Annotated in this window: 16 protein-coding genes and 1 riboswitch; of the genes, 10 read left to right on the forward strand and 6 right to left on the reverse strand. The window is 35.3% G+C overall.

The features are described from left to right. Positions 1-4: 4 nt before the first annotated feature. The 6 genes from BK137_RS09840 to BK137_RS09865 all read right to left on the reverse strand — a co-directional run bounded on the left by BK137_RS09840 (position 5) and on the right by BK137_RS09865 (position 5,032). Positions 5-1,300: a helix-turn-helix domain-containing protein gene (locus BK137_RS09840; RefSeq protein ID WP_038180396.1), complete on the reverse strand. Its 1,296-nt coding sequence runs from the start codon at positions 1,298-1,300 to the stop codon at positions 5-7. 232 nt (positions 1,301-1,532) lie between these two features. Further along, on the reverse strand, positions 1,533-2,162 hold the full coding sequence (locus BK137_RS09845) for a response regulator (RefSeq protein ID WP_038180393.1): 630 nt from the start codon (positions 2,160-2,162) through the stop codon (positions 1,533-1,535). Continuing rightward, positions 2,137-3,195, reverse strand: coding sequence for a sensor histidine kinase (locus BK137_RS09850; RefSeq protein WP_038180392.1), 1,059 nt, complete (start codon positions 3,193-3,195; stop codon positions 2,137-2,139). Before BK137_RS09850 ends, BK137_RS09845 begins: the two co-directional genes overlap by 26 nt. Then, complete coding sequence (liaF, locus tag BK137_RS09855) at positions 3,192-3,893, reverse strand: cell wall-active antibiotics response protein LiaF (RefSeq protein WP_038180390.1); 702 nt, start codon at positions 3,891-3,893, stop codon at positions 3,192-3,194. Before liaF ends, BK137_RS09850 begins: the two co-directional genes overlap by 4 nt. 111 nt (positions 3,894-4,004) lie before the next feature. Beyond that, positions 4,005-4,667 carry a PspA/IM30 family protein gene (locus tag BK137_RS09860; RefSeq protein WP_038180388.1) on the reverse strand — a complete coding sequence of 221 codons (663 nt, stop codon included), beginning with the start codon at positions 4,665-4,667 and terminating at the stop codon, positions 4,005-4,007. A 14-nt stretch (positions 4,668-4,681) separates the two neighbouring features. Further along, entirely contained in the window at positions 4,682-5,032 is a 351-nt protein-coding gene (locus BK137_RS09865) for a lmo0954 family membrane protein (RefSeq protein ID WP_038180386.1), read from the reverse strand. 173 nt (positions 5,033-5,205) lie between these two features. Here BK137_RS09865 and BK137_RS09870 point away from each other — a divergent pair, with 173 nt between their 5' ends. The 10 genes from BK137_RS09870 to BK137_RS09915 all read left to right on the forward strand — a co-directional run bounded on the left by BK137_RS09870 (position 5,206) and on the right by BK137_RS09915 (position 17,830). After that, positions 5,206-6,294 (forward strand): metallophosphoesterase, encoded by a 1,089-nt coding sequence (locus tag BK137_RS09870; RefSeq protein ID WP_038180383.1) that lies wholly within the window; start codon positions 5,206-5,208, stop codon positions 6,292-6,294. Positions 6,295-6,403: 109 nt separating this feature from the next. Further along, on the forward strand, positions 6,404-7,228 hold the full coding sequence (locus BK137_RS09875) for an undecaprenyl-diphosphate phosphatase (protein WP_038180380.1): 825 nt from the start codon (positions 6,404-6,406) through the stop codon (positions 7,226-7,228). A gap of 131 nt (positions 7,229-7,359) precedes the next feature. Continuing rightward, a complete protein-coding gene (locus tag BK137_RS09880) occupies positions 7,360-8,070 on the forward strand; it encodes a response regulator transcription factor (RefSeq protein WP_038180378.1) in 711 nt (236 codons plus the stop codon). Then, positions 8,060-9,418: an ATP-binding protein gene (locus tag BK137_RS09885; RefSeq protein ID WP_038180375.1), complete on the forward strand. Its 1,359-nt coding sequence runs from the start codon at positions 8,060-8,062 to the stop codon at positions 9,416-9,418. The genes BK137_RS09880 and BK137_RS09885 overlap by 11 nt, the downstream gene beginning before the upstream one ends. Position 9,419: 1 nt before the next feature. Beyond that, positions 9,420-10,109 (forward strand): PepSY domain-containing protein, encoded by a 690-nt coding sequence (locus BK137_RS09890; protein WP_051448585.1) that lies wholly within the window; start codon positions 9,420-9,422, stop codon positions 10,107-10,109. A gap of 91 nt (positions 10,110-10,200) precedes the next feature. After that, positions 10,201-11,379: a PepSY domain-containing protein gene (locus BK137_RS09895; protein ID WP_051448584.1), complete on the forward strand. Its 1,179-nt coding sequence runs from the start codon at positions 10,201-10,203 to the stop codon at positions 11,377-11,379. A gap of 236 nt (positions 11,380-11,615) precedes the next feature. Continuing rightward, positions 11,616-11,794, forward strand: a riboswitch (cobalamin riboswitch). Between the two features lie 180 nt (positions 11,795-11,974). Further along, positions 11,975-14,200, forward strand: a complete 2,226-nt coding sequence (locus BK137_RS09900; RefSeq protein WP_038180374.1) for a ribonucleoside-diphosphate reductase subunit alpha — start codon at positions 11,975-11,977, stop codon at positions 14,198-14,200. A 12-nt stretch (positions 14,201-14,212) separates the two neighbouring features. Further along, positions 14,213-15,253: a ribonucleotide-diphosphate reductase subunit beta gene (locus BK137_RS09905; protein ID WP_038180371.1), complete on the forward strand. Its 1,041-nt coding sequence runs from the start codon at positions 14,213-14,215 to the stop codon at positions 15,251-15,253. A 193-nt stretch (positions 15,254-15,446) separates the two neighbouring features. Then, a complete protein-coding gene (locus BK137_RS09910; RefSeq protein WP_143691039.1) occupies positions 15,447-16,742 on the forward strand; it encodes a globin-coupled sensor protein in 1,296 nt (431 codons plus the stop codon). A gap of 125 nt (positions 16,743-16,867) precedes the next feature. After that, positions 16,868-17,830, forward strand: a complete 963-nt coding sequence (locus tag BK137_RS09915; protein ID WP_038180369.1) for a 2-hydroxyacid dehydrogenase — start codon at positions 16,868-16,870, stop codon at positions 17,828-17,830. The last annotated feature ends 52 nt before the right edge of the window (positions 17,831-17,882 follow it).

Raw genomic sequence — 17,882 nt, forward strand, 5'->3', positions numbered from 1 at the left:
ACTGTTATGTGAGGTCTTCCCACTTATTAATATACTTTAATTGATACATAGCTTCAGTTGATCTTTGGAAGTAGGAAGCAGCTTTTTTATATTCATGATGCTCATAGAGAATATCGCCTAAAAGAATGGCGTATTTTTGGACGTTTTTAATGTCATTGATTTTTTGGAAATGATCAATTGCATTGGCGATTAGCTTTTCGTCAAAGGAAATTAACTGATGTTTCATTTTAAAAATTTCAAAGTGATACAAATAGGTAGTTGTACTAGTGGTTAATTCATTCTCTTTAATAAGGTCTAGCCCTTTTTCGCACCATATTCGCACATAATCTTCTTGTTTTAATTTTGAGTATTCTTTAATAATTGAATGGATAGTAATGAGAATACTATTAGGCTCTGTTTTAGCTTTATAACTTTTCTTGTAATAAGTAATAGCTTTTTTTGCATGGCCTTGTAGAGCAAAAATAAAGCCCATATTCTGCGACAGTAGACTATCAAATTGGTGAAGCTGGTGCCTATGGCAGAAGAGAGAAGTATCTTCTAAAATTTGCTCGGCACTAGCATAGTGACCGTTTTGAATGAATGTTGCGGCAATTAATGTTTTACAATCGACAGAGCGGGCAAAGTACCCTAGTGATTCGTAAATAGCACTAGACTTCTTTGCGTAATTAAGCGCGTTTAAGTTTTGGTTTAAGGAATAATAATTTAAAGCTAATGTATAATAATAATCTGCTCTTTCCCAATCTTCTAACTGGATATTAGGTAGTAAATTTATAGATGATTCCAAATAGGAAAGTGCCTTTATATAATTGCTCTTTCTAAAATGATAAATATTGGCATTGACGTTATAGATAAAACTTTGGCGTTCATCTAAATTTTCTTCCATGGCATAAAAGGCTGTTAAAAAGTGTTCTATTTCATTTAGAGGTTGCTTAGAGACTAAAAAAAGTCTAAACAAATACAGATTGTAGTAGTAAAAGTTTTTTGGTTCATCAAACCTAATTTCAAAATTCATATAATGGTTAACTTTTTCCTTAGCAGCTTGCTCGTTACGAGTTAGTACTATAGATTTATAATTTTCATAGAGATTATCCATAATTTGCTCTTCGTTTTCTTCTGAAAAGTAGTTTAAATCGAGCTGTAAGCGCTCAATTAAGCCATTCATTACTTCGGGAGAGGGAGATTTGTTACCATTTTCAATCTTACTTAAATAAGATGTAGAACAAATATCTTCAGCAAGTACTTTTTGTTTCATGTTTTGTTTTATACGTTCGGATTTAATAATTCGCCCAATATTTTGCATATATATACCTTCCATAAATTATACTATTTTGGATATTACACTAATAAAATAATTTTAGAATCGGTAAAAAGAGTGATTTTGTGTGACGAAAATTATGACTTGTAGAGACTATATTCATAAGCGTAGGAAAATTTAGATAATTCCATAAAAAACATAGTATTAAAATATCATATTCTTACTTATTTTCACAAAACAGGGTATTTATTAGATGGATTATTGTGGCCAATATCATTTACTTTACTAAATGATGTTGGAACGCGTATACGACTGCTTGAGTACGATCTTGTACTTCAAGTTTAGCTAATATATTACTGACATGTGTTTTTACTGTTTTTATAGCAATGAAAAGTTCATTTGCAATATCTTGATTTGCCTTTCCTTGAGCAATTAACAGAAGGATTTCGCGCTCACGTTCTGTTAAATCTTCATGAAGAGGACGATCGGTTTGACGTAAACGCTTCATCATTTTGCTCGTTACTTCAGGTTCTAAAACAGGGGTGCCACTTGCAGTTTGGCGGATGGCATCTGCGATTTGCTTTGCATTAGTAGTTTTGAGCAAGTAGCTAATGGCACCAGCTTCTAAAGCTGGGTATACTTTATCGTCATCTAAGAAGCTTGTCACTATCATGATTTTGGCTTGTGGCCACTCTTTAATAATTGCAGCAGTAGCTTCTGCACCTGTCATAATGGGCATGACCATATCCATTAAAATAATATCAGGACGATGTTTTAACGACAGGTCAAACGCCTCTTGACCATTTGTAGCTTCTGCAACTACCTCCATATCAGGTTGTGCTTGAAGATAGGCTGATACACCAATCCGTACCATTTCGTGGTCATCCGCTAATAATATTCGAATCATCTGGTTCATACTCCTTCTCTACTGGAATCTTAACTTCTATTACTGTTCCTTGATTTGGAACGGAAACAATTTTACAAGTACCACCAATTTCGATGGCACGTTCTTCAATGTTTTTTAAACCGTATGAGCCGGCTTTCTCATCAAACTCTTGGAAGCCAACCCCATTGTCTTGTACACGAAAAATAGCAAGATTATCACGTTCTACTAGTAGAATGTCAACTTCAGTTGCTTTTGCATGTCGTAAAGTGTTGGATAGGGTTTCTTGAGCAATTCTAAATAAATGGTCTTCTGCACCTTTTTGTAAAGAAACTTCTTCTAAACGATGATGTATGTTAAAGAAAACCTTTTGTTTTAATTCAAACAGTAAATCTTCAAGACCTTGAGCCAGTGATTTGTTATGCAGGGCGGCTGGTCGTAAATGTAATAATAATGCGCGCATTTCAAGTTGAGCTTGTTGTACAATTGTCTCTGTTTGTTTTAATGGTTTTGTGAAATGTAATGGTAAATCTTCAGGTGCTGTTTCATTGACCGTTGATAACAACATAGAGGCTGCAAATAATTGTTGAGATACAGAATCATGCAATTCCCGAGCAAGTCTTTGTCTTTCTTGGATGATCCGCTCTTGAATTAATTTATCTTCTGCCTCCGCACGTTCATTAGTAATACGCTGAAGACTTTTTCGTTGTGTAATAATTAGGTCTTCAACAGACACAATCGATTTACGAATAATTTTAGATAAATATTTTGTTGAGACAGGTGTTTTCTTCTCCGTTTGTATTAAGGTTTGTAGTACATCTGCTAATTCTTTATCTTTACTTTGAGTCAATGAAATTGACCAAATAGCAACACTAATACTGAATGCACCGAGTAGTGTTAAAATCCACAAACCAAGTGGTAATTCCAAGTAATATAACTTCCATAGAGGGGACCAAGTATCTATTTCAGGTAGCCCCCATAAAATGAAGAGAATAAAAAAAACAATCGCAATTTCGATAAGGAAAATGGATAGAAATCTTGGGAAAAGTGATCTCATTTACGAATCACCTCAACATCACCGAATAGAGTGGATACAGTAATAATCAGCTCAACAGTATGTTCAATCTCTTGATTATAGCCATCCTTCATCGAAATTGTTTTATTCCACAAACGTGGCATTCTGTTTCCGAAAAGCTGAACATCACCAACCATAGTATTAAAATGAATTCGAACGGGAACTTCATATGGTACGGCAATTCTCACTTTTCCAAAGCCTTGACGGACTGATATAAGTGAAGTACCTTTCGGCAAAAGTGTTTGTGTTGTATCAATTGTTAAATCCCCAACGATTCCTTGCACGTGTATATCTTGCCATTCATAAGCATTTGTTGGAGTCTTTTGAAAGGAAAATGCTTTATTTTGAATTATCGGTTGAGCTTCTACTGAATTATAATCAAATTGCTTTGGTAGTGATATTGTGATGGGAGAGCCTTTTTTTAGCTGCCATAAAATATAAATAAGTGTTGCTACGACAAGTAAGCGTAAACTCCACATAGAAAATAATGAAATGATACTAATAATGGTTCCCATCCAAAATAACCATTTTCGACGTTTACTAATACTCATATAAATCATTACGATGCCAAGAAGGGCGAAAATAATGCTGCCATTACCGAAAAACGTCACTTCGATAAAGACAAGCAATAGTGAAATGATAAGTAACATCGTCAGTTTATTTGTTGTAATTTGATTCATATTGTTCCTCCTTCTTCGCATCATAATGTTTATTTAATAGAAAAACTCAAAGGAGAAGGGCATCTGCCTTTCTCCTTTTTAGTATAACTGGCCTTCCAAAGAAGTCTAGTATTAGCTTAATTTTTCTTCATTAATTGCAATCGGTTGTGGCGCATTTTTTTCTAACATTGCTAGTCGTTGCTCCATAGATGAGATTTCGTGCTCTTGATCAATTTTTTGCCCTAGACGCTCAATATAAGCTTCCATAGATTCGAAAGTTTCTAAACGTTTACCGACTTGACCGTTTGTTTCTGGATTTAGAACACGATCCATCTGATTATGGGCACGCGTGACATTTTCTTTCCCCATTAATTGGAGCTGACGGACTTTCATATCTTTAATTTTATGTTTCATTTCTTCGTATTTGCGTTCCAAGCCAAATAATTCTTCAGTTGCTTTGTTAATGCTGTCTTTTAATACGATTTGTCGGTTTGCATAAGCAGACATTTCTTGTTCTGCAAAGCCGATTAAATCTTCTTCGCCACTTAGCTTCGCCAGTTCGGCTTGCTTTTGGCGCTTATTGAACATTTCGATTGCTACTGCTAGTTCGTTTTCAAGTTCTTTTTTTAGAGATGCTTGGCGTTCTAACCATTTACCAGTTTGCTCTGTTTGCTTTTCTGCTTCACGGATATACTGATTTAGCATAGCAATAGGGTTTTTAGCTTCCTTTTTATCAAATACTGAATGTAAGTCGGCCTCAAGAGTATATTTTAAACGTTGTAGTAAGTTTGCCATTTTTAATTTCCTCCTTATTTCGTTAATTCATCCCATTGGTTTTCAAAATTTGTGAATGGATCATCTGTTTTTGCAGTGATGATTTGTGTTGTTTCTTTACCGTCCCATTTTCGAATAATATACCAAAGTGCAACGATTGCGATTAAACCGATAAAGCTAGGGATATTCGCTACAGCTGTTAGTAAACCTGCGATTGCAACAAGAGCCCAGATGATTTTTGCGAATGTTGATTCACTCTTTAAGTAGAAGTGAATACCTGCATATAGGATGGCTGCTGAAATAGCCAATCCTGCCATAGCTCCAAGTGAACATAAAATGGTGATAGCGGCGATGACGCCGATGATAAATAACCCGACTTTTTTCATAAGTTAGTGCCTCCCTTCGTTTGTACCTTTATATTACGCTAGGATTGTTTTTGGACAAACGGCCTTGAAATGCATTTTCAACTAAGACCAGAGACGTAGAAATTACTAGTTATGCTTCTAACAAGTCGTTTCTAGAGTGAAATGCTATACTAACAGGAATAAGGAGGGGTTTTATGGGTAAAAGAATTGGGTTTGGCTTAATCGCGTTTCTACTATATAATTCAATAGTTTTTTATTTAGGCTGGAATGTCTATACATGGCTCCATGTGACTTTTTCTTTTGAGGGACCAGTCGTTTTTGGAGTGATTTGGGCAATAATGGCTTATAGCATTATGATTGAACGCATTCATCATAAACTACGTATATTTAAAATTATTGGGAGCTATTGGATGATTGTTATTCAGTATGGTTTGTTGTTATTCCCAATCGCGAATTTACTTGTATGGCTTTTGCCAGGCACACTAAAATGGGTGGGTTATGTTGTTGCCGTATTATTACTCATCATTGTAGCTTTCGGTAGCTATATGGCGTACTCACCAGTTGTAAGAAATCTTACGATTAAAATTCAAAAAGCTAATCCAGTACAAAAGCCATTAAGAATGGTTATAGGCTCAGACTTTCACTTAGGCATTTTATCGAATAAAACCCATTTAGAACGTTTTGTGAAATTGTCTAATGAAGCAAAACCAGATGTTGTCTTTCTAGTTGGAGATTTAGTTGATGATGATCCCATTTGGTATGTGGAGTATGGGATGAGTGAAGTGATGAAGCAATTGAAAAGTACATATGGTGTATATGGCGTTTTAGGTAATCATGAATATTATGGACGTAAAATTCCATTATTTGTTCATGAAATGGCTGAATCTGGCGTAAACATTTTACAAGATGAAACAATTCTAGTGGCAGATTCGTTTTATGTTACAGGAAGAGAAGACAAAACTAATGCGGATCGAGCTTCGCTAGAAACGTTAGCAACAACCGTTGATCACAAGTTACCTTGGATTGTAATGGACCATACGCCTACGGATATTGAAACACCAAGTAAGCTTGGTGTAGATGTACATTTATCTGGACATACACATTTAGGACAAATGTGGCCGAATCAATACATTACACGAAAAACATTCGAACACGATTATGGTTATAAACTGAAGGTAGCAACGCATACAATCGTGTCATCAGGGTTCGGATTTTGGGGACCACCAATTCGGACGAATAGTCGTTCAGAAATGTGGGTTGTAGACGTAGAGTTTTGTAAGTGATTTTTAACATAATGGTAAAAGTTAAACGAGGTATATTGTGGTATGATAGTTTAGCTAGAAATGGCGTGAGGATTCGGCATTTCAATTATTAAAAGAATAAGGAGATACTATGGACTTTATTGAATTATTAAAGGCTCTTATACTGGGCTTAGTAGAAGGTATGACGGAGTTTGCACCAGTGTCATCTACAGGACATATGATCATTGTAGATGATATGTGGTTAAAAACCGAAGAATTTTTAGGAATGTATTCTGCTAATACATTTAAAATCGTCGTACAGTTAGGCTCTATTTTAGCGGTCGTCGTAGTCATGTGGAAACGATTATTAAGTTTAGTAGGACTTTATAAAATTAAAGGTCAACCAGCAAATCGTAAATTTAACTTAATACATGTTATTGTAGGAATGTTACCTGCAGTTATTTTAGGATTTGCGTTCAAAGATTATATCGATGACTATCTATTTGGAGTAAAACCGGTTATTTTCAGCTTAGTAGCTGGCGCGATTTTAATGATTGTTGCAGATAAATTCGGGCCGAAAAGACCGACAGTTACTACTTTAGATAAAATTTCATATGGTCAAGCATTAAAGATTGGTTTAGTACAATGTTTATCATTATGGCCAGGATTTTCACGCTCAGGTGCGACCATTTCAGGTGGGGTATTATTAGGGTTAGATCATAAAACGGCAGCGGATTTTACATTTATCATGGCAGTGCCAATTATGGCAGGGGCTAGCTTAGTATCTGTTTTGAAAAACTGGGAGTACATGTCGATGGACCATATTGGATTTTACGCAGTAGGATTCGTTAGTGCCTTTGTTTTTGCACTATTATCGATTAAATTCTTCTTAAAACTTATCGACAAAATAAAATTAACACCATTTGCCATCTATCGAATTATTTTAGCGATTGTATTAGCAATTATCGTGTTTTAATGAAAAGTGAGTCTACCTTTTAAAAAAGGTAGGCTCTTTTTATTTGGGAAATTTGTATAACGTATAGTCCTTCTCATGGAATTTTCATAATGACATGATACTATGGAAATAAAAAACGGTTGGTGAGAATAATGGCTGAGCGCATATTAATCATAGAAGATGAGGAAAAAATTGCACGAGTGTTACAACTGGAATTAGAATTTGAAGGTTATGAAACGGGAATTGCCCATACAGGAACAGATGGACTTATTTTATACCGTGAACAGCAATGGGATCTCCTACTACTGGATATTATGCTTCCAGGTTTGAACGGGCTGGATGTATTGAAGCGAATTCGTGCAACAGAATTTAATACACCTGTTATTATGCTTACTGCAAAAGGTGATGTTGAAGATAAAGTGGCTGGACTGGATCTTGGCGCTAACGATTACATGACAAAACCTTTTGAAATAGATGAATTACTAGCACGAATTCGAGCGGCACTCCGTTTTAAACCTCAGCAAATGGAAGTTACTGTAGAACAAGATGAGTTTTTCCATGAGTATGCAGACTTGTCTATACATGAACAGACGCGTGAAGTAAAAAGAAATGGGAAATTAATTGATTTAACACCCAGGGAGTATGAATTACTACTCTATTTAATTAAAAATCCAAAACAAGTTCTTTCACGAGAGCAAATTTTAGATGCTGTATGGGGGTTTGATTATTACGGGGATACGAATGTCGTAGATGTTTATATTCGTTACATTCGTCAGAAGGTGGATAAAGGCAGTAAACAACCACTTATTCAAACAGTCCGTGGTGTCGGTTATGTATTAAAGGAGCAGGTGAATGAAGCTTAAGACTAAAATTCATGTTTTCTCGTCGCTTGTTATGTTGATTATCCTTGTACTTACGATGGTTGGAATTTACTTCTTATATGAAAAAATGGCCTATGACACAGAGTATAATCAACTATTATCTGAGTCAACAGAACTTGTAACGTCTATTAGCCAGACAAGTAAAGTAAATGACCCAGCTACTATATTACGCGCATATATCCCTCCAAGAGGTGCAATAAGAGCCGTTGATAATAATGGTAAATCACTCGTTACGGTACAATCTACTGAAGGTATTGAGGATTATCATCCCAATATTGATGGGCATAAACGATATTCAGTGGAAAAATACGAAGGTATCCCAGTGTTATCAATGAGTATGCCTGCAATTTGGGTTGACGGTTCTGTTGTACACATACAAATGCTACAGTCCATGAAGGATGTAGCGCGAAATTTAGAGTTGTTACGTCTTGTCTTACTTGGTGTAACAATTATTGCGACAATTCCTATTGTGCTCTCAAGTATGACGCTAGGGCGTATCGTTACTAAACCAATTCATCGGCTAATTGCAACGATGCAGGAAAGCCAAAAGTCAGGAACCTTCGAAAAAATAAATGTAGAAAATGAAGGCAGAGATGAAATGGCTGAAATGAGTCGTACATTTAATGAGATGATGTGCCAGTTGGAGCAAAACTTTCGTAAGCAAGAGCATTTCGTTTCGAATGCATCTCATGAATTAAAGACACCTTTAACTGTAGTTGAGAGTTATGCTCGTCTATTGAAGAGACGTGGTTTTGATAATAAAGAAGTTGCAAATGAAGCGGTACAAGCAATTTTAAGTGAATCCATTCGTATGAATGAAATGATTCAACAAATGCTTGAATTAGCCAAAAATAAAGAACAATCACCATTATCCATTGAATCAGTTGATATTTATAAAGTATTAGAGGATACATTACATCAAATGCATCAAGCTTATGGCAGAGAATTTAACTTACTAGGTAAAGGTCCAGTTATATCGAAAACGGATGAACAAAAAATTAAACAGCTATTCTTTATTTTCTTAGAAAATGCACGCCATTATAGTGAACGTGAAATTAATGTAAGCATAGCAAAAGAGGGATCGCAATTAGTCGTTCGCATTCAAGATTTTGGTCAAGGCATTGCCCAAGAGAATATTCCACATTTATTTGATCGTTTTTATCGTGTTAGTGAGGATCGCAATCGCAAAACCGGTGGTACGGGTTTAGGACTAGCTATTGCACATGAGCTTGCTGAGCGTTTAGCAATTAATATTACTGTATTAAGTACGCTAGGTGAAGGAACTACAATCGTCTTGCGATTTGAAAATAGTAATGAGGGGGAACGATGATATGCGCATTCGCGAAAAGCTATCAATACTATTCATTGTGACACTCATCATTATTGCGACGATTCTTAGTATCATGATTTGGAATAAACTAACGAAAGAAACACCTCTTACAACTGAGGAAATTTATAATAATATTGAAACGATGTATGGAGGGGAAATTATCTCTTTCCTTACTATAAACGATCAATATCGAGTGCAGCTTCAAAGAAATAGCAAGCTTTATCAACTCGAAGTTGATGCTGAATCAGGCAAAATCTTATTGATGAAGCAGAAAAAAACAGCTGTTAAAGAAAAAATAAAATATCTACCAGAAACTGAAATACGAAAAATTATAAAAGAACAATATGACGGGAATATAAAAAAAATCTCACTCAATACAAATAAGGAAGACCCCGTATTCCAAATAGAAGTAGTAAATGGTAAAGAGCATATTAACTTATTAATAGATGCAATTAATGGGGAAGTTTTATCAGAAATTCAAGCAGATGCAGAGCAAGATTCTTCACTTTTATCTAAGGAACAAGTGATTACTATTGCTAAGAAAAAACTGAATGGAACTGTAGAAGAAATTTCTTTTTACGATACGAGTGATGGCGGATATTATTTAGTGGAGATTGAAGGTAACGACAAAGATGCAGTATTTCAAATCCATGCTATTTCCGGCAAAGTGTTATCCATTACGTGGGATTAATAATTTCTCATCAAATTCTAATCTTATTCTCCTTATTCTTTCATTTTCATTGTGTAAAGTATAAGTATCAACAAAGAGGAGGAACTTAATTATGAAAAAAATGATTACAGCATTAGCAATTACGGGGTCACTTGCAGTATCTGGAGTAGTTGCGGCAGCGGGCATTCAAACTAACTCAGGTAAAATTTTATCGTCAGAAGAAATTACGAAAAAAGCACTTAGCTACGTAAAAGGTACAGTATACAAAGTAGAGTTGGACAAAGAAAAAGGTGTTCAAGTATATGAAATTGATGTGCGAGGCAAAAGTAAAGAATACGAATTAACATTAGATGCTAAAACGGGAAAGTTACTAGAGAAGAAAACAGAGACTACAAAAGTTTCTAATTCAGTAAATAATAAAAAAGTAATTGGTTTAGCAAAAGCGAAAGAAATAGCATTGAAATCGGTTAAGGGCTCTGTAAAAAAAGCGAAGTTAGATCGTGAAGATGGTATTTACGAAATTGAAATCATTAGAGCTGGATATGAATACGATTTTGATATCAATGCGTACACAGGGAAAATTGTGAAAAAAGAAAAAGAGAGAATTTCAAAAAAAGTAGTAACTGGAAAAGTGATTGGTTTAGAGAAAGCGAAGCAAATAGCTTTAAATAATGTTGGTGGTACTGTACAAAAAGCCAAACTAGATAAAAGTGATGGCGTATACGAAATCGAAATTATTAATGGTACAACAGAATATGATTTTGAAATCGATGCAAAAACAGGGAAAATCCTTAAAAAAGAATCAGAAGTAGCTGACGATGTAATCACAACTACTAAACCAAATACTCCTAACACTGGCGATTCAGCAAATCCTTCAACACCTGCAAAAGTAATAGGCATTACAAAAGCCAAAGAAATTGCTTTACAAAATGTTAATGGTACAGTAAAAAAAGCAGGATATGACCGTGAAGATGGCGTATATGAATTTGAGATTTTAACTGCTGATTATGAATATGATATCGATGTCGATGCAGTAACTGGGAAAGCTATGATTACAGATAAAGAAAGAATTACAAAAGTACCAAATCCAACAACAACTTTCATCGGTGAGCAAAAAGCTTCTCAAATTGCTTTAACAAAAGCAAAAGGAACAATTACTAAAATTGAATTAGATGAAGAAGATGGCGTTTATGAAATTGAAGTAAAAGATGGCATGTATGAATACGAATTAGAAATTGACGCTAAGACTGGTGCCATTCTTGATTTCGAAAAAGAGTATGAAGACGACTAATCTTTAATAAAATAGTTCTTTGGCTACCTAAAATATAATTTTGGGTAGTTTTTTATTATTTTCATACTTAAAAACAATCCTAACCTACTGTTTTGTAAAAATAAAATAGACTTTATAGGAAATTATAAAACATTTTTCGTAGGTCTTTTGCTTTCATTTACTTTAATTTTACGATTCTACTTGTCTGATAGGAACACAATATGTTAGATTAGATTAATCAATAAAACACAATATATAGTATGTGAGCGAAAAAAGGTACCATATACGGTTTGAAAGGGAATTCGGAAGAGAAACCGAAGCTGTCCCCGCAACTGTGAATGCGGACAACTGTCAATTAACCACTGAGCAATGCTTGGGAAGGATGACAATTGGATGATGCATGAGCCAGTAGACCTGCCTTTTTCGCATGACGACACTTTCTTCGGGGGTTGAGGAGTTGAAGCGAGAGACTTTACATTGAACAATTTACTTTTGATTACAAAAGTATTTTTTTGTTGTGATTTCGCCTGCTTCCAATTTTAAAACCTAGAGCGATGGCTCTGCCGAAGAAGGCAGATTCATCGCTTTTTATATTTGTAAAAAAGGAGACGACAATATGGTCCAATTAATGACATATGAAAGAGCAATATTATTATCTCAATTAGAGGAAGAGTTTGGTAGAGAAGAAATTAGCCAGCTTATTAGAAAGTCTGAACGCTGGGAAAATAAGAATCCAGAAGGAACTGACGCTGAATGGACAAAGGCGATGAGCTTAGAAGCGTTAAGCTTTTTAGATGAAGAAGACACATATTGGACATTCGTTGCAGCTCGCTTATTATTGGCGGGTGTTTATAGAGAAGCATCTACAGTACGCCAATTAGAAGTAGGACAGGTATACACAGCATTTGCTATACAAGTTGAGAAGCTTGTCGAAAAAGGTTTATATGATCCAGCTTTAACAAAATCATATACAAAACAGGAACTTGAAGAAATTGGTCTAATGCTTGAACCTAAACGAGATGAAATCTTTACATATATCGGATTGAAAACATTATTGGACCGTTATGTTACGCGAGATTATGACAAAACACCAATTGAATTGCCCCAAGAGCGTTGGATGATTATAGCGATGACACTTATGCAAAATGAAAAAACAGATCGCCTTGCGAAAATTAAAGAGTCTTACTGGGCAATGAGTAATTTATATATGACGACTGCTACTCCTACATTATCAAATGCAGGTAAAACGCATGGTCAATTATCAAGTTGCTTTATCGATACAGTAGATGACAGTTTACAAAGTATTTATGATTCAAATACTGATGTTGCGACACTTTCGAAATTTGGCGGTGGTATCGGTGTCTATATGGGGAAAGTACGTAGTCGTGGATCATCTATTCGTGGCTTCAAAGGAGCTTCAAGTGGTGTTGTTCCTTGGATTAAACAATTGAATAATACAGCAGTATCAGTAGATCAATTAGGTCAACGCCAAGGCGCGATTGCTATTTATCTTGATATTTGGCATAAAGATATATTCCCATTCCTTGATTTGAAATTAAATAACGGTGATGAACGTATGCGCGCACATGATATTTTCACAGGCGTTAGTTTACCTGATATTTTCATGGAGGCTGTTGAAGCACGTGAAGATTGGTACTTATTTGACCCGCATGAAATTCGCGAAGTAATGGGCTTTAATCTAGAAGATTACTATGACGAAAAACGTGGACAAGGATCATTCCGAGAGAAATACGAAGCTTGCTTAGCGAACCCAATATTAACGCGTGAAGCTGTACCAGCAATTGATATCATGAAACGTATTATGCGTAGCCAATTAGAAACTGGTGTGCCGTTCATGTTCTACCGTGATGAAGTAAACCGTAAAAACCCAAATAAGCATGAAGGTATGATTTACTCAAGTAATTTATGTACGGAAATTTTCCAAAACATGAGCGCTACTAAGTTCGAATCAATTACATTAGAAGATGATGTTATTGTAACGCGCCGCAAACCTGGAGATTTCGTTGTATGTAACTTATCATCTATCAATCTTGGACGAGCTGTACCTGCTGAAGCTTTAGAAAGATTAATCCCAATTCAAGTGCGTATGTTAGATAATGTTATCGACTTAAATCGTATTCCTGTTCCTCAGGCAGAACGTACAAATGCACGTTATCGTGGTATTGGTCTTGGTACATTCGGTTGGCATCACTTATTGGCACTGAAGAGTATTGCATGGGAATCTGAAGAGTCTGTAGAATTTGCGGACAAGCTTTACGAGCAAATTGCTTATTTAACAATACAAGCATCAATGGAATTAGCAAAAGAAAAAGGTCAATATCCATTATTTGAAGGTTCGGACTGGCAAACAGGAGAATACTTCACAAAGCGCCAATATAAAGGCGAAAAGTGGGCTACATTACAACAAGCAGTTGCTGAAAATGGTATGCGTAACGGCTATGTAATGGCTATTGCGCCGAACTCATCAACATCAATTATTGCAGGAAGTACGGCGAGTATCGATCCAATTTTCCAAAAATCGTATTCTGAAGAGAAAAAGGATTATAAGATCCCGGTAACTGTTCCTGATTTGAACCAAGAAACAACTTGGTATTACAAATCTGCTTACTTTATTGATCAAAATTGGACTTTAAAACAAAACGCAGCACGTGCTCGTCATATTGACCAAGGTATTTCGTTGAATATATATGTACAAAACACGGTAAAGGCTAAAGAATTATTAGAATTGCACTTAAATGCTTGGAAACTAGGCATTAAAACGACATACTACGTTCGCTCAACGTCGGTTGAATTATTAGAATGTGAATCATGTGCAAGCTAGGAGGAACTAACGATGACAAAACTAGAAAAACGAAAATTAATGGATAAAACAGCTCCAAACCGTTCGACAGGTATTGTAAACGGGAGCTCTTCAAATATATTAAACTGGGATGATGTTCGTTTTAGCTGGGCATATCCAAAATATAAAAAGATGCTAGGTAACTTTTGGACTCCTTTCGAAATCAATATGGGGAACGACATTAAAGAGTTCCCAACATTAACAGCGAATGAAAAAGAAGCATTTATGAAAACAATTGGATTACTTGCAATGTTAGACAGCGTTCAAACAGACTATGCAGGAAAAGTGGCAGATTATTTAACAGATTCTAGCTTAAATGCTTTAATGATTATCCTTGCACAGCAGGAAGTAATTCATAATCATTCTTATTCATATATTCTTTCAAGTTTAGTATCAAAAGATGAGCAAGATAAAGTATTTGATTTCTGGCGTACAGAACCAGTCCTTGAAAAACGAAATGACTTTGTTATTAAAGGATATAAAACATTTTCTGAAGAGCCTAATATCGACCATATGTTAAATTCCATCGTCTATGACGTCATTTTAGAAGGTTTATTCTTCTATTCTGGCTTTGCATTCTTCTATCATTTAGCACGAAACCAAAAGATGGTAGCAACGAGTACGATGATTAATTATATAAACCGTGACGAACAACTTCATGTTGACCTATTCGTTAAAATCTATAAAGAATTGTTGGAAGAATATCCTGAATACGATACGCCAGAGCGTGCTAAGCAAGTGGAAGATATTTTCCGTGAAGCAGCTGCACTTGAAATTGAATGGGCACATGAAGTCATTGGAGACAAAATTGATGGCTTAGATGTAGATGATGTAGAAGATTATATTTATTTTTATACGAATGTACGCTGTTCACAATTAGGCTATGAAAGACCTTTCGAAGGCTACCGCAAAAATCCAATGAAATGGATCAAAGCTTATGAAGATGTTGATTTAGGGAAAACTGACTTCTTCGAACAACGTTCTCGTCAATATGTGAAGGTAAATGTTCAAGATAATGGTTTTGATGAACTATAAAAAGTGAAATAATAATATGAAGATGGGCGCTTTAGACAGCGCTCATTTTTTTGTTGTACACATAGTCTTTAGACCTATATATAATTATGATAGAAAAAACTTATTAAATAAATATCGTAATAATAGATATAAAGGTGTGTTTTTTGATATAGTTTAGTAAAAAGTATAGATATTTTAGGGGTGGGCTAAGTTTATGTTGTCGTTCAAACGTAATAAGGTAAATAAGATGATTCTTCCGGAAGTGGACATAACGAAAACTGGGGTTTTTATAAGCGATCAGGAACGTCTACACCAAATAGATTTATTAAACTTAACAAATGAAGATTTACGTATCGCACGTCAATTGAAACCTACAGTGGAGAAACATATAGTCGAAGTTGTAGAGCAATTCTATGCATCAATTGAAACCGTCGCTTCTATGAAGGAACTTATTCAGCAACATAGCTCTGGTGAAAGGTTACGTCAAACATTACGACAACATGTAATTGAAATGTTCGATGGGATTATTGATGATACATTTATCGAAAAACGCACTCGTGTAGCGAAAGTGCATGTTCGAATTGGATTATATCCAAAATGGTATTTAGCTGCATTCCAAAAATTAGAACATAATTTAATCGAGAAAATATATGGCTTAGAGTTGGAGACTACCTTAGAACGTAATGTTATTGATTCTGTGAAAAAATTAATTAGCTTTGAACAACAAATCGTCCTTGAAGAATACGATCAATTTTCAAATCAATTATTAGAACAACAACAAGAAAAAACGCGTATGTATGTAAAAAATGTTATGGGTAGTATTTCTAGTAACTTAGAATCGCATTCTTTACATACTTCAGAGTCTGTTGAGACATTAATTGCAAGTACTAGTGAAGTGAATAAACATGTGAAGAGCAGTATTCAAGATGCAAAAGGTACTCGAGAAGCATCCGAAAAAGGATACGAGCAAATGCTTCTACTAAAAAAACATACAAATGAAATTAATGAAAAAACGAATGAAATGTCAAAAATGATTCATGCGCTAGACGCATCTTCATCTGAAATTCAAGCAGTAATCGAGATTGTAAAAAATATTGCAGGACAAACAAATTTGCTGGCATTAAATTCAGCTATTGAAGCTGCTAGAGCTGGTGAGCATGGTAAAGGATTTGCTGTTGTGGCTGATGAAGTACGTAAACTTGCAGATCAAACGAAGAAATCTGTCGAACAAATTGCAAGTTTAATCGGTGTATCCAGTGGTGTAACCAGTCAAGTAGTTACAGCTATTCAAGATATACAAAACCTTGTAACTAATGGTATTGAAGAAAATGAAAGATCGATGCAAGAATTTGAGAACATCGGTAAGGCTGTAAATATAACCATCCAAGATTTTCAAGAGGTAGAACAACGAATGGATATTCTATCGAATGTCGTAACAACTATAGGTGAAACTTCAGAACAATTAAAACAAGCTGCTACAGAATTAGAAACAACGGTGAGAAAGTTTTAATGAATATTACTGTATTAATAGAAATGTTAAATTTATCTATTAAGATAGTTTTTTTATGCTTTTTAATCGGAGCACTTTGAGAATATGATAAGCTTTCACTAAGTTCTTTAAAGGAGGCAATTTAGATGAAACCGTTAGTTTGGATTACTAGACAATTACCAGAGGAGAGCATATCACCACTCCGTGAAATAGCTGAAGTGAAGATGTGGTCATCTGCGGATCAACCGATGCCCGCTGAAGAATTGAAACAAGCAGCTGGTGAAGCGGATGCAATGTGGGTCATGATATCTGATCAAATAACGCGTGAAGTTATTGAAGTGGCGCCAAAGTTAAAAATAATCGCTAACCTAGCAGTTGGCTATAATAATATTGATATTAAAGCTGCAAAGGAAAAAGGTGTTATTGTAACGAATACACCCGATGTCTTAACAGGAACTACAGCGGATTTAGCATTTGCTCTAATGCTAGCAACAGCTCGTAGAATCCCAGAAGCAGAGCGTGAAGTACGAAATGGTAAATGGACAGGTTGGTCTGTTAACCAATTAACAGGGATGGACATTCATGGTGCAACTTTAGGTGTCGTAGGAATGGGGCGTATCGGAGAGGCGGTAGCAAGACGCGGAATGGGTTTTGATATGAGAATTTTATATCATAATCGTACAAGAAAGCCTGAAGCTGAAGAGAAGTATGGTTTTGAGTATGCGGAGCTAGATACATTACTGAAAGAATCGGATTTTGTTGTGCTATTAACTCCGTTAACACCTGAAACAAAGGGCTTAATCGGTAAAAGTGAAATAGCATTGATGAAAAACAGCGCAATTCTTATTAATGTTGCACGTGGTGGAGTTGTAGATGAGCAAGCGTTATATGAGGCGTTATTAAATAAAGAAATTTGGGCAGCAGGACTTGATGTTTTTGAAACAGAGCCTGTCCCAACTGATCATCCTTTATTAACATTACCAAATGTTGTAGTGCTTCCTCATATAGGTAGTGCTTCAATTCGTACTAGAAATAATATGATGGCAAAAAATACAGAGTCAATTGCAGCCTGTTTACAAGGAAAAGAAATAAAGAATCCAGTGAAATAAAGCAAAAATGTGCCTAGAAGGATATTGGAATCCTCGGCACATTTTTTTGCGA

Origin of the sequence: Viridibacillus arenosi (genome assembly GCF_001955655.1) — a bacterium.
GTDB lineage: Bacteria > Bacillota > Bacilli > Bacillales_A > Planococcaceae > Viridibacillus > Viridibacillus arenosi.

Coding starts and splice junctions, on each gene's coding strand:
- BK137_RS09910 (WP_143691039.1), top strand. CDS start 15,447: ATGTTGTCGTTCAAACGTAATAAGGTAAATAAGATGATTCTTCCGGAA.
- BK137_RS09860 (WP_038180388.1), bottom strand. CDS start 4,667: ATGGCAAACTTACTACAACGTTTAAAATATACTCTTGAGGCCGACTTA.
- BK137_RS09845 (WP_038180393.1), bottom strand. CDS start 2,162: ATGATTCGAATATTATTAGCGGATGACCACGAAATGGTACGGATTGGT.
- BK137_RS09880 (WP_038180378.1), top strand. CDS start 7,360: ATGGCTGAGCGCATATTAATCATAGAAGATGAGGAAAAAATTGCACGA.
- BK137_RS09840 (WP_038180396.1), bottom strand. CDS start 1,300: ATGCAAAATATTGGGCGAATTATTAAATCCGAACGTATAAAACAAAAC.
- BK137_RS09875 (WP_038180380.1), top strand. CDS start 6,404: ATGGACTTTATTGAATTATTAAAGGCTCTTATACTGGGCTTAGTAGAA.
- BK137_RS09900 (WP_038180374.1), top strand. CDS start 11,975: ATGGTCCAATTAATGACATATGAAAGAGCAATATTATTATCTCAATTA.
- liaF (WP_038180390.1), bottom strand. CDS start 3,893: ATGAATCAAATTACAACAAATAAACTGACGATGTTACTTATCATTTCA.
- BK137_RS09885 (WP_038180375.1), top strand. CDS start 8,060: ATGAAGCTTAAGACTAAAATTCATGTTTTCTCGTCGCTTGTTATGTTG.
- BK137_RS09865 (WP_038180386.1), bottom strand. CDS start 5,032: ATGAAAAAAGTCGGGTTATTTATCATCGGCGTCATCGCCGCTATCACC.
- BK137_RS09890 (WP_051448585.1), top strand. CDS start 9,420: ATGCGCATTCGCGAAAAGCTATCAATACTATTCATTGTGACACTCATC.
- BK137_RS09895 (WP_051448584.1), top strand. CDS start 10,201: ATGAAAAAAATGATTACAGCATTAGCAATTACGGGGTCACTTGCAGTA.
- BK137_RS09850 (WP_038180392.1), bottom strand. CDS start 3,195: ATGAGATCACTTTTCCCAAGATTTCTATCCATTTTCCTTATCGAAATT.
- BK137_RS09905 (WP_038180371.1), top strand. CDS start 14,213: ATGACAAAACTAGAAAAACGAAAATTAATGGATAAAACAGCTCCAAAC.
- BK137_RS09915 (WP_038180369.1), top strand. CDS start 16,868: ATGAAACCGTTAGTTTGGATTACTAGACAATTACCAGAGGAGAGCATA.
- BK137_RS09870 (WP_038180383.1), top strand. CDS start 5,206: ATGGGTAAAAGAATTGGGTTTGGCTTAATCGCGTTTCTACTATATAAT.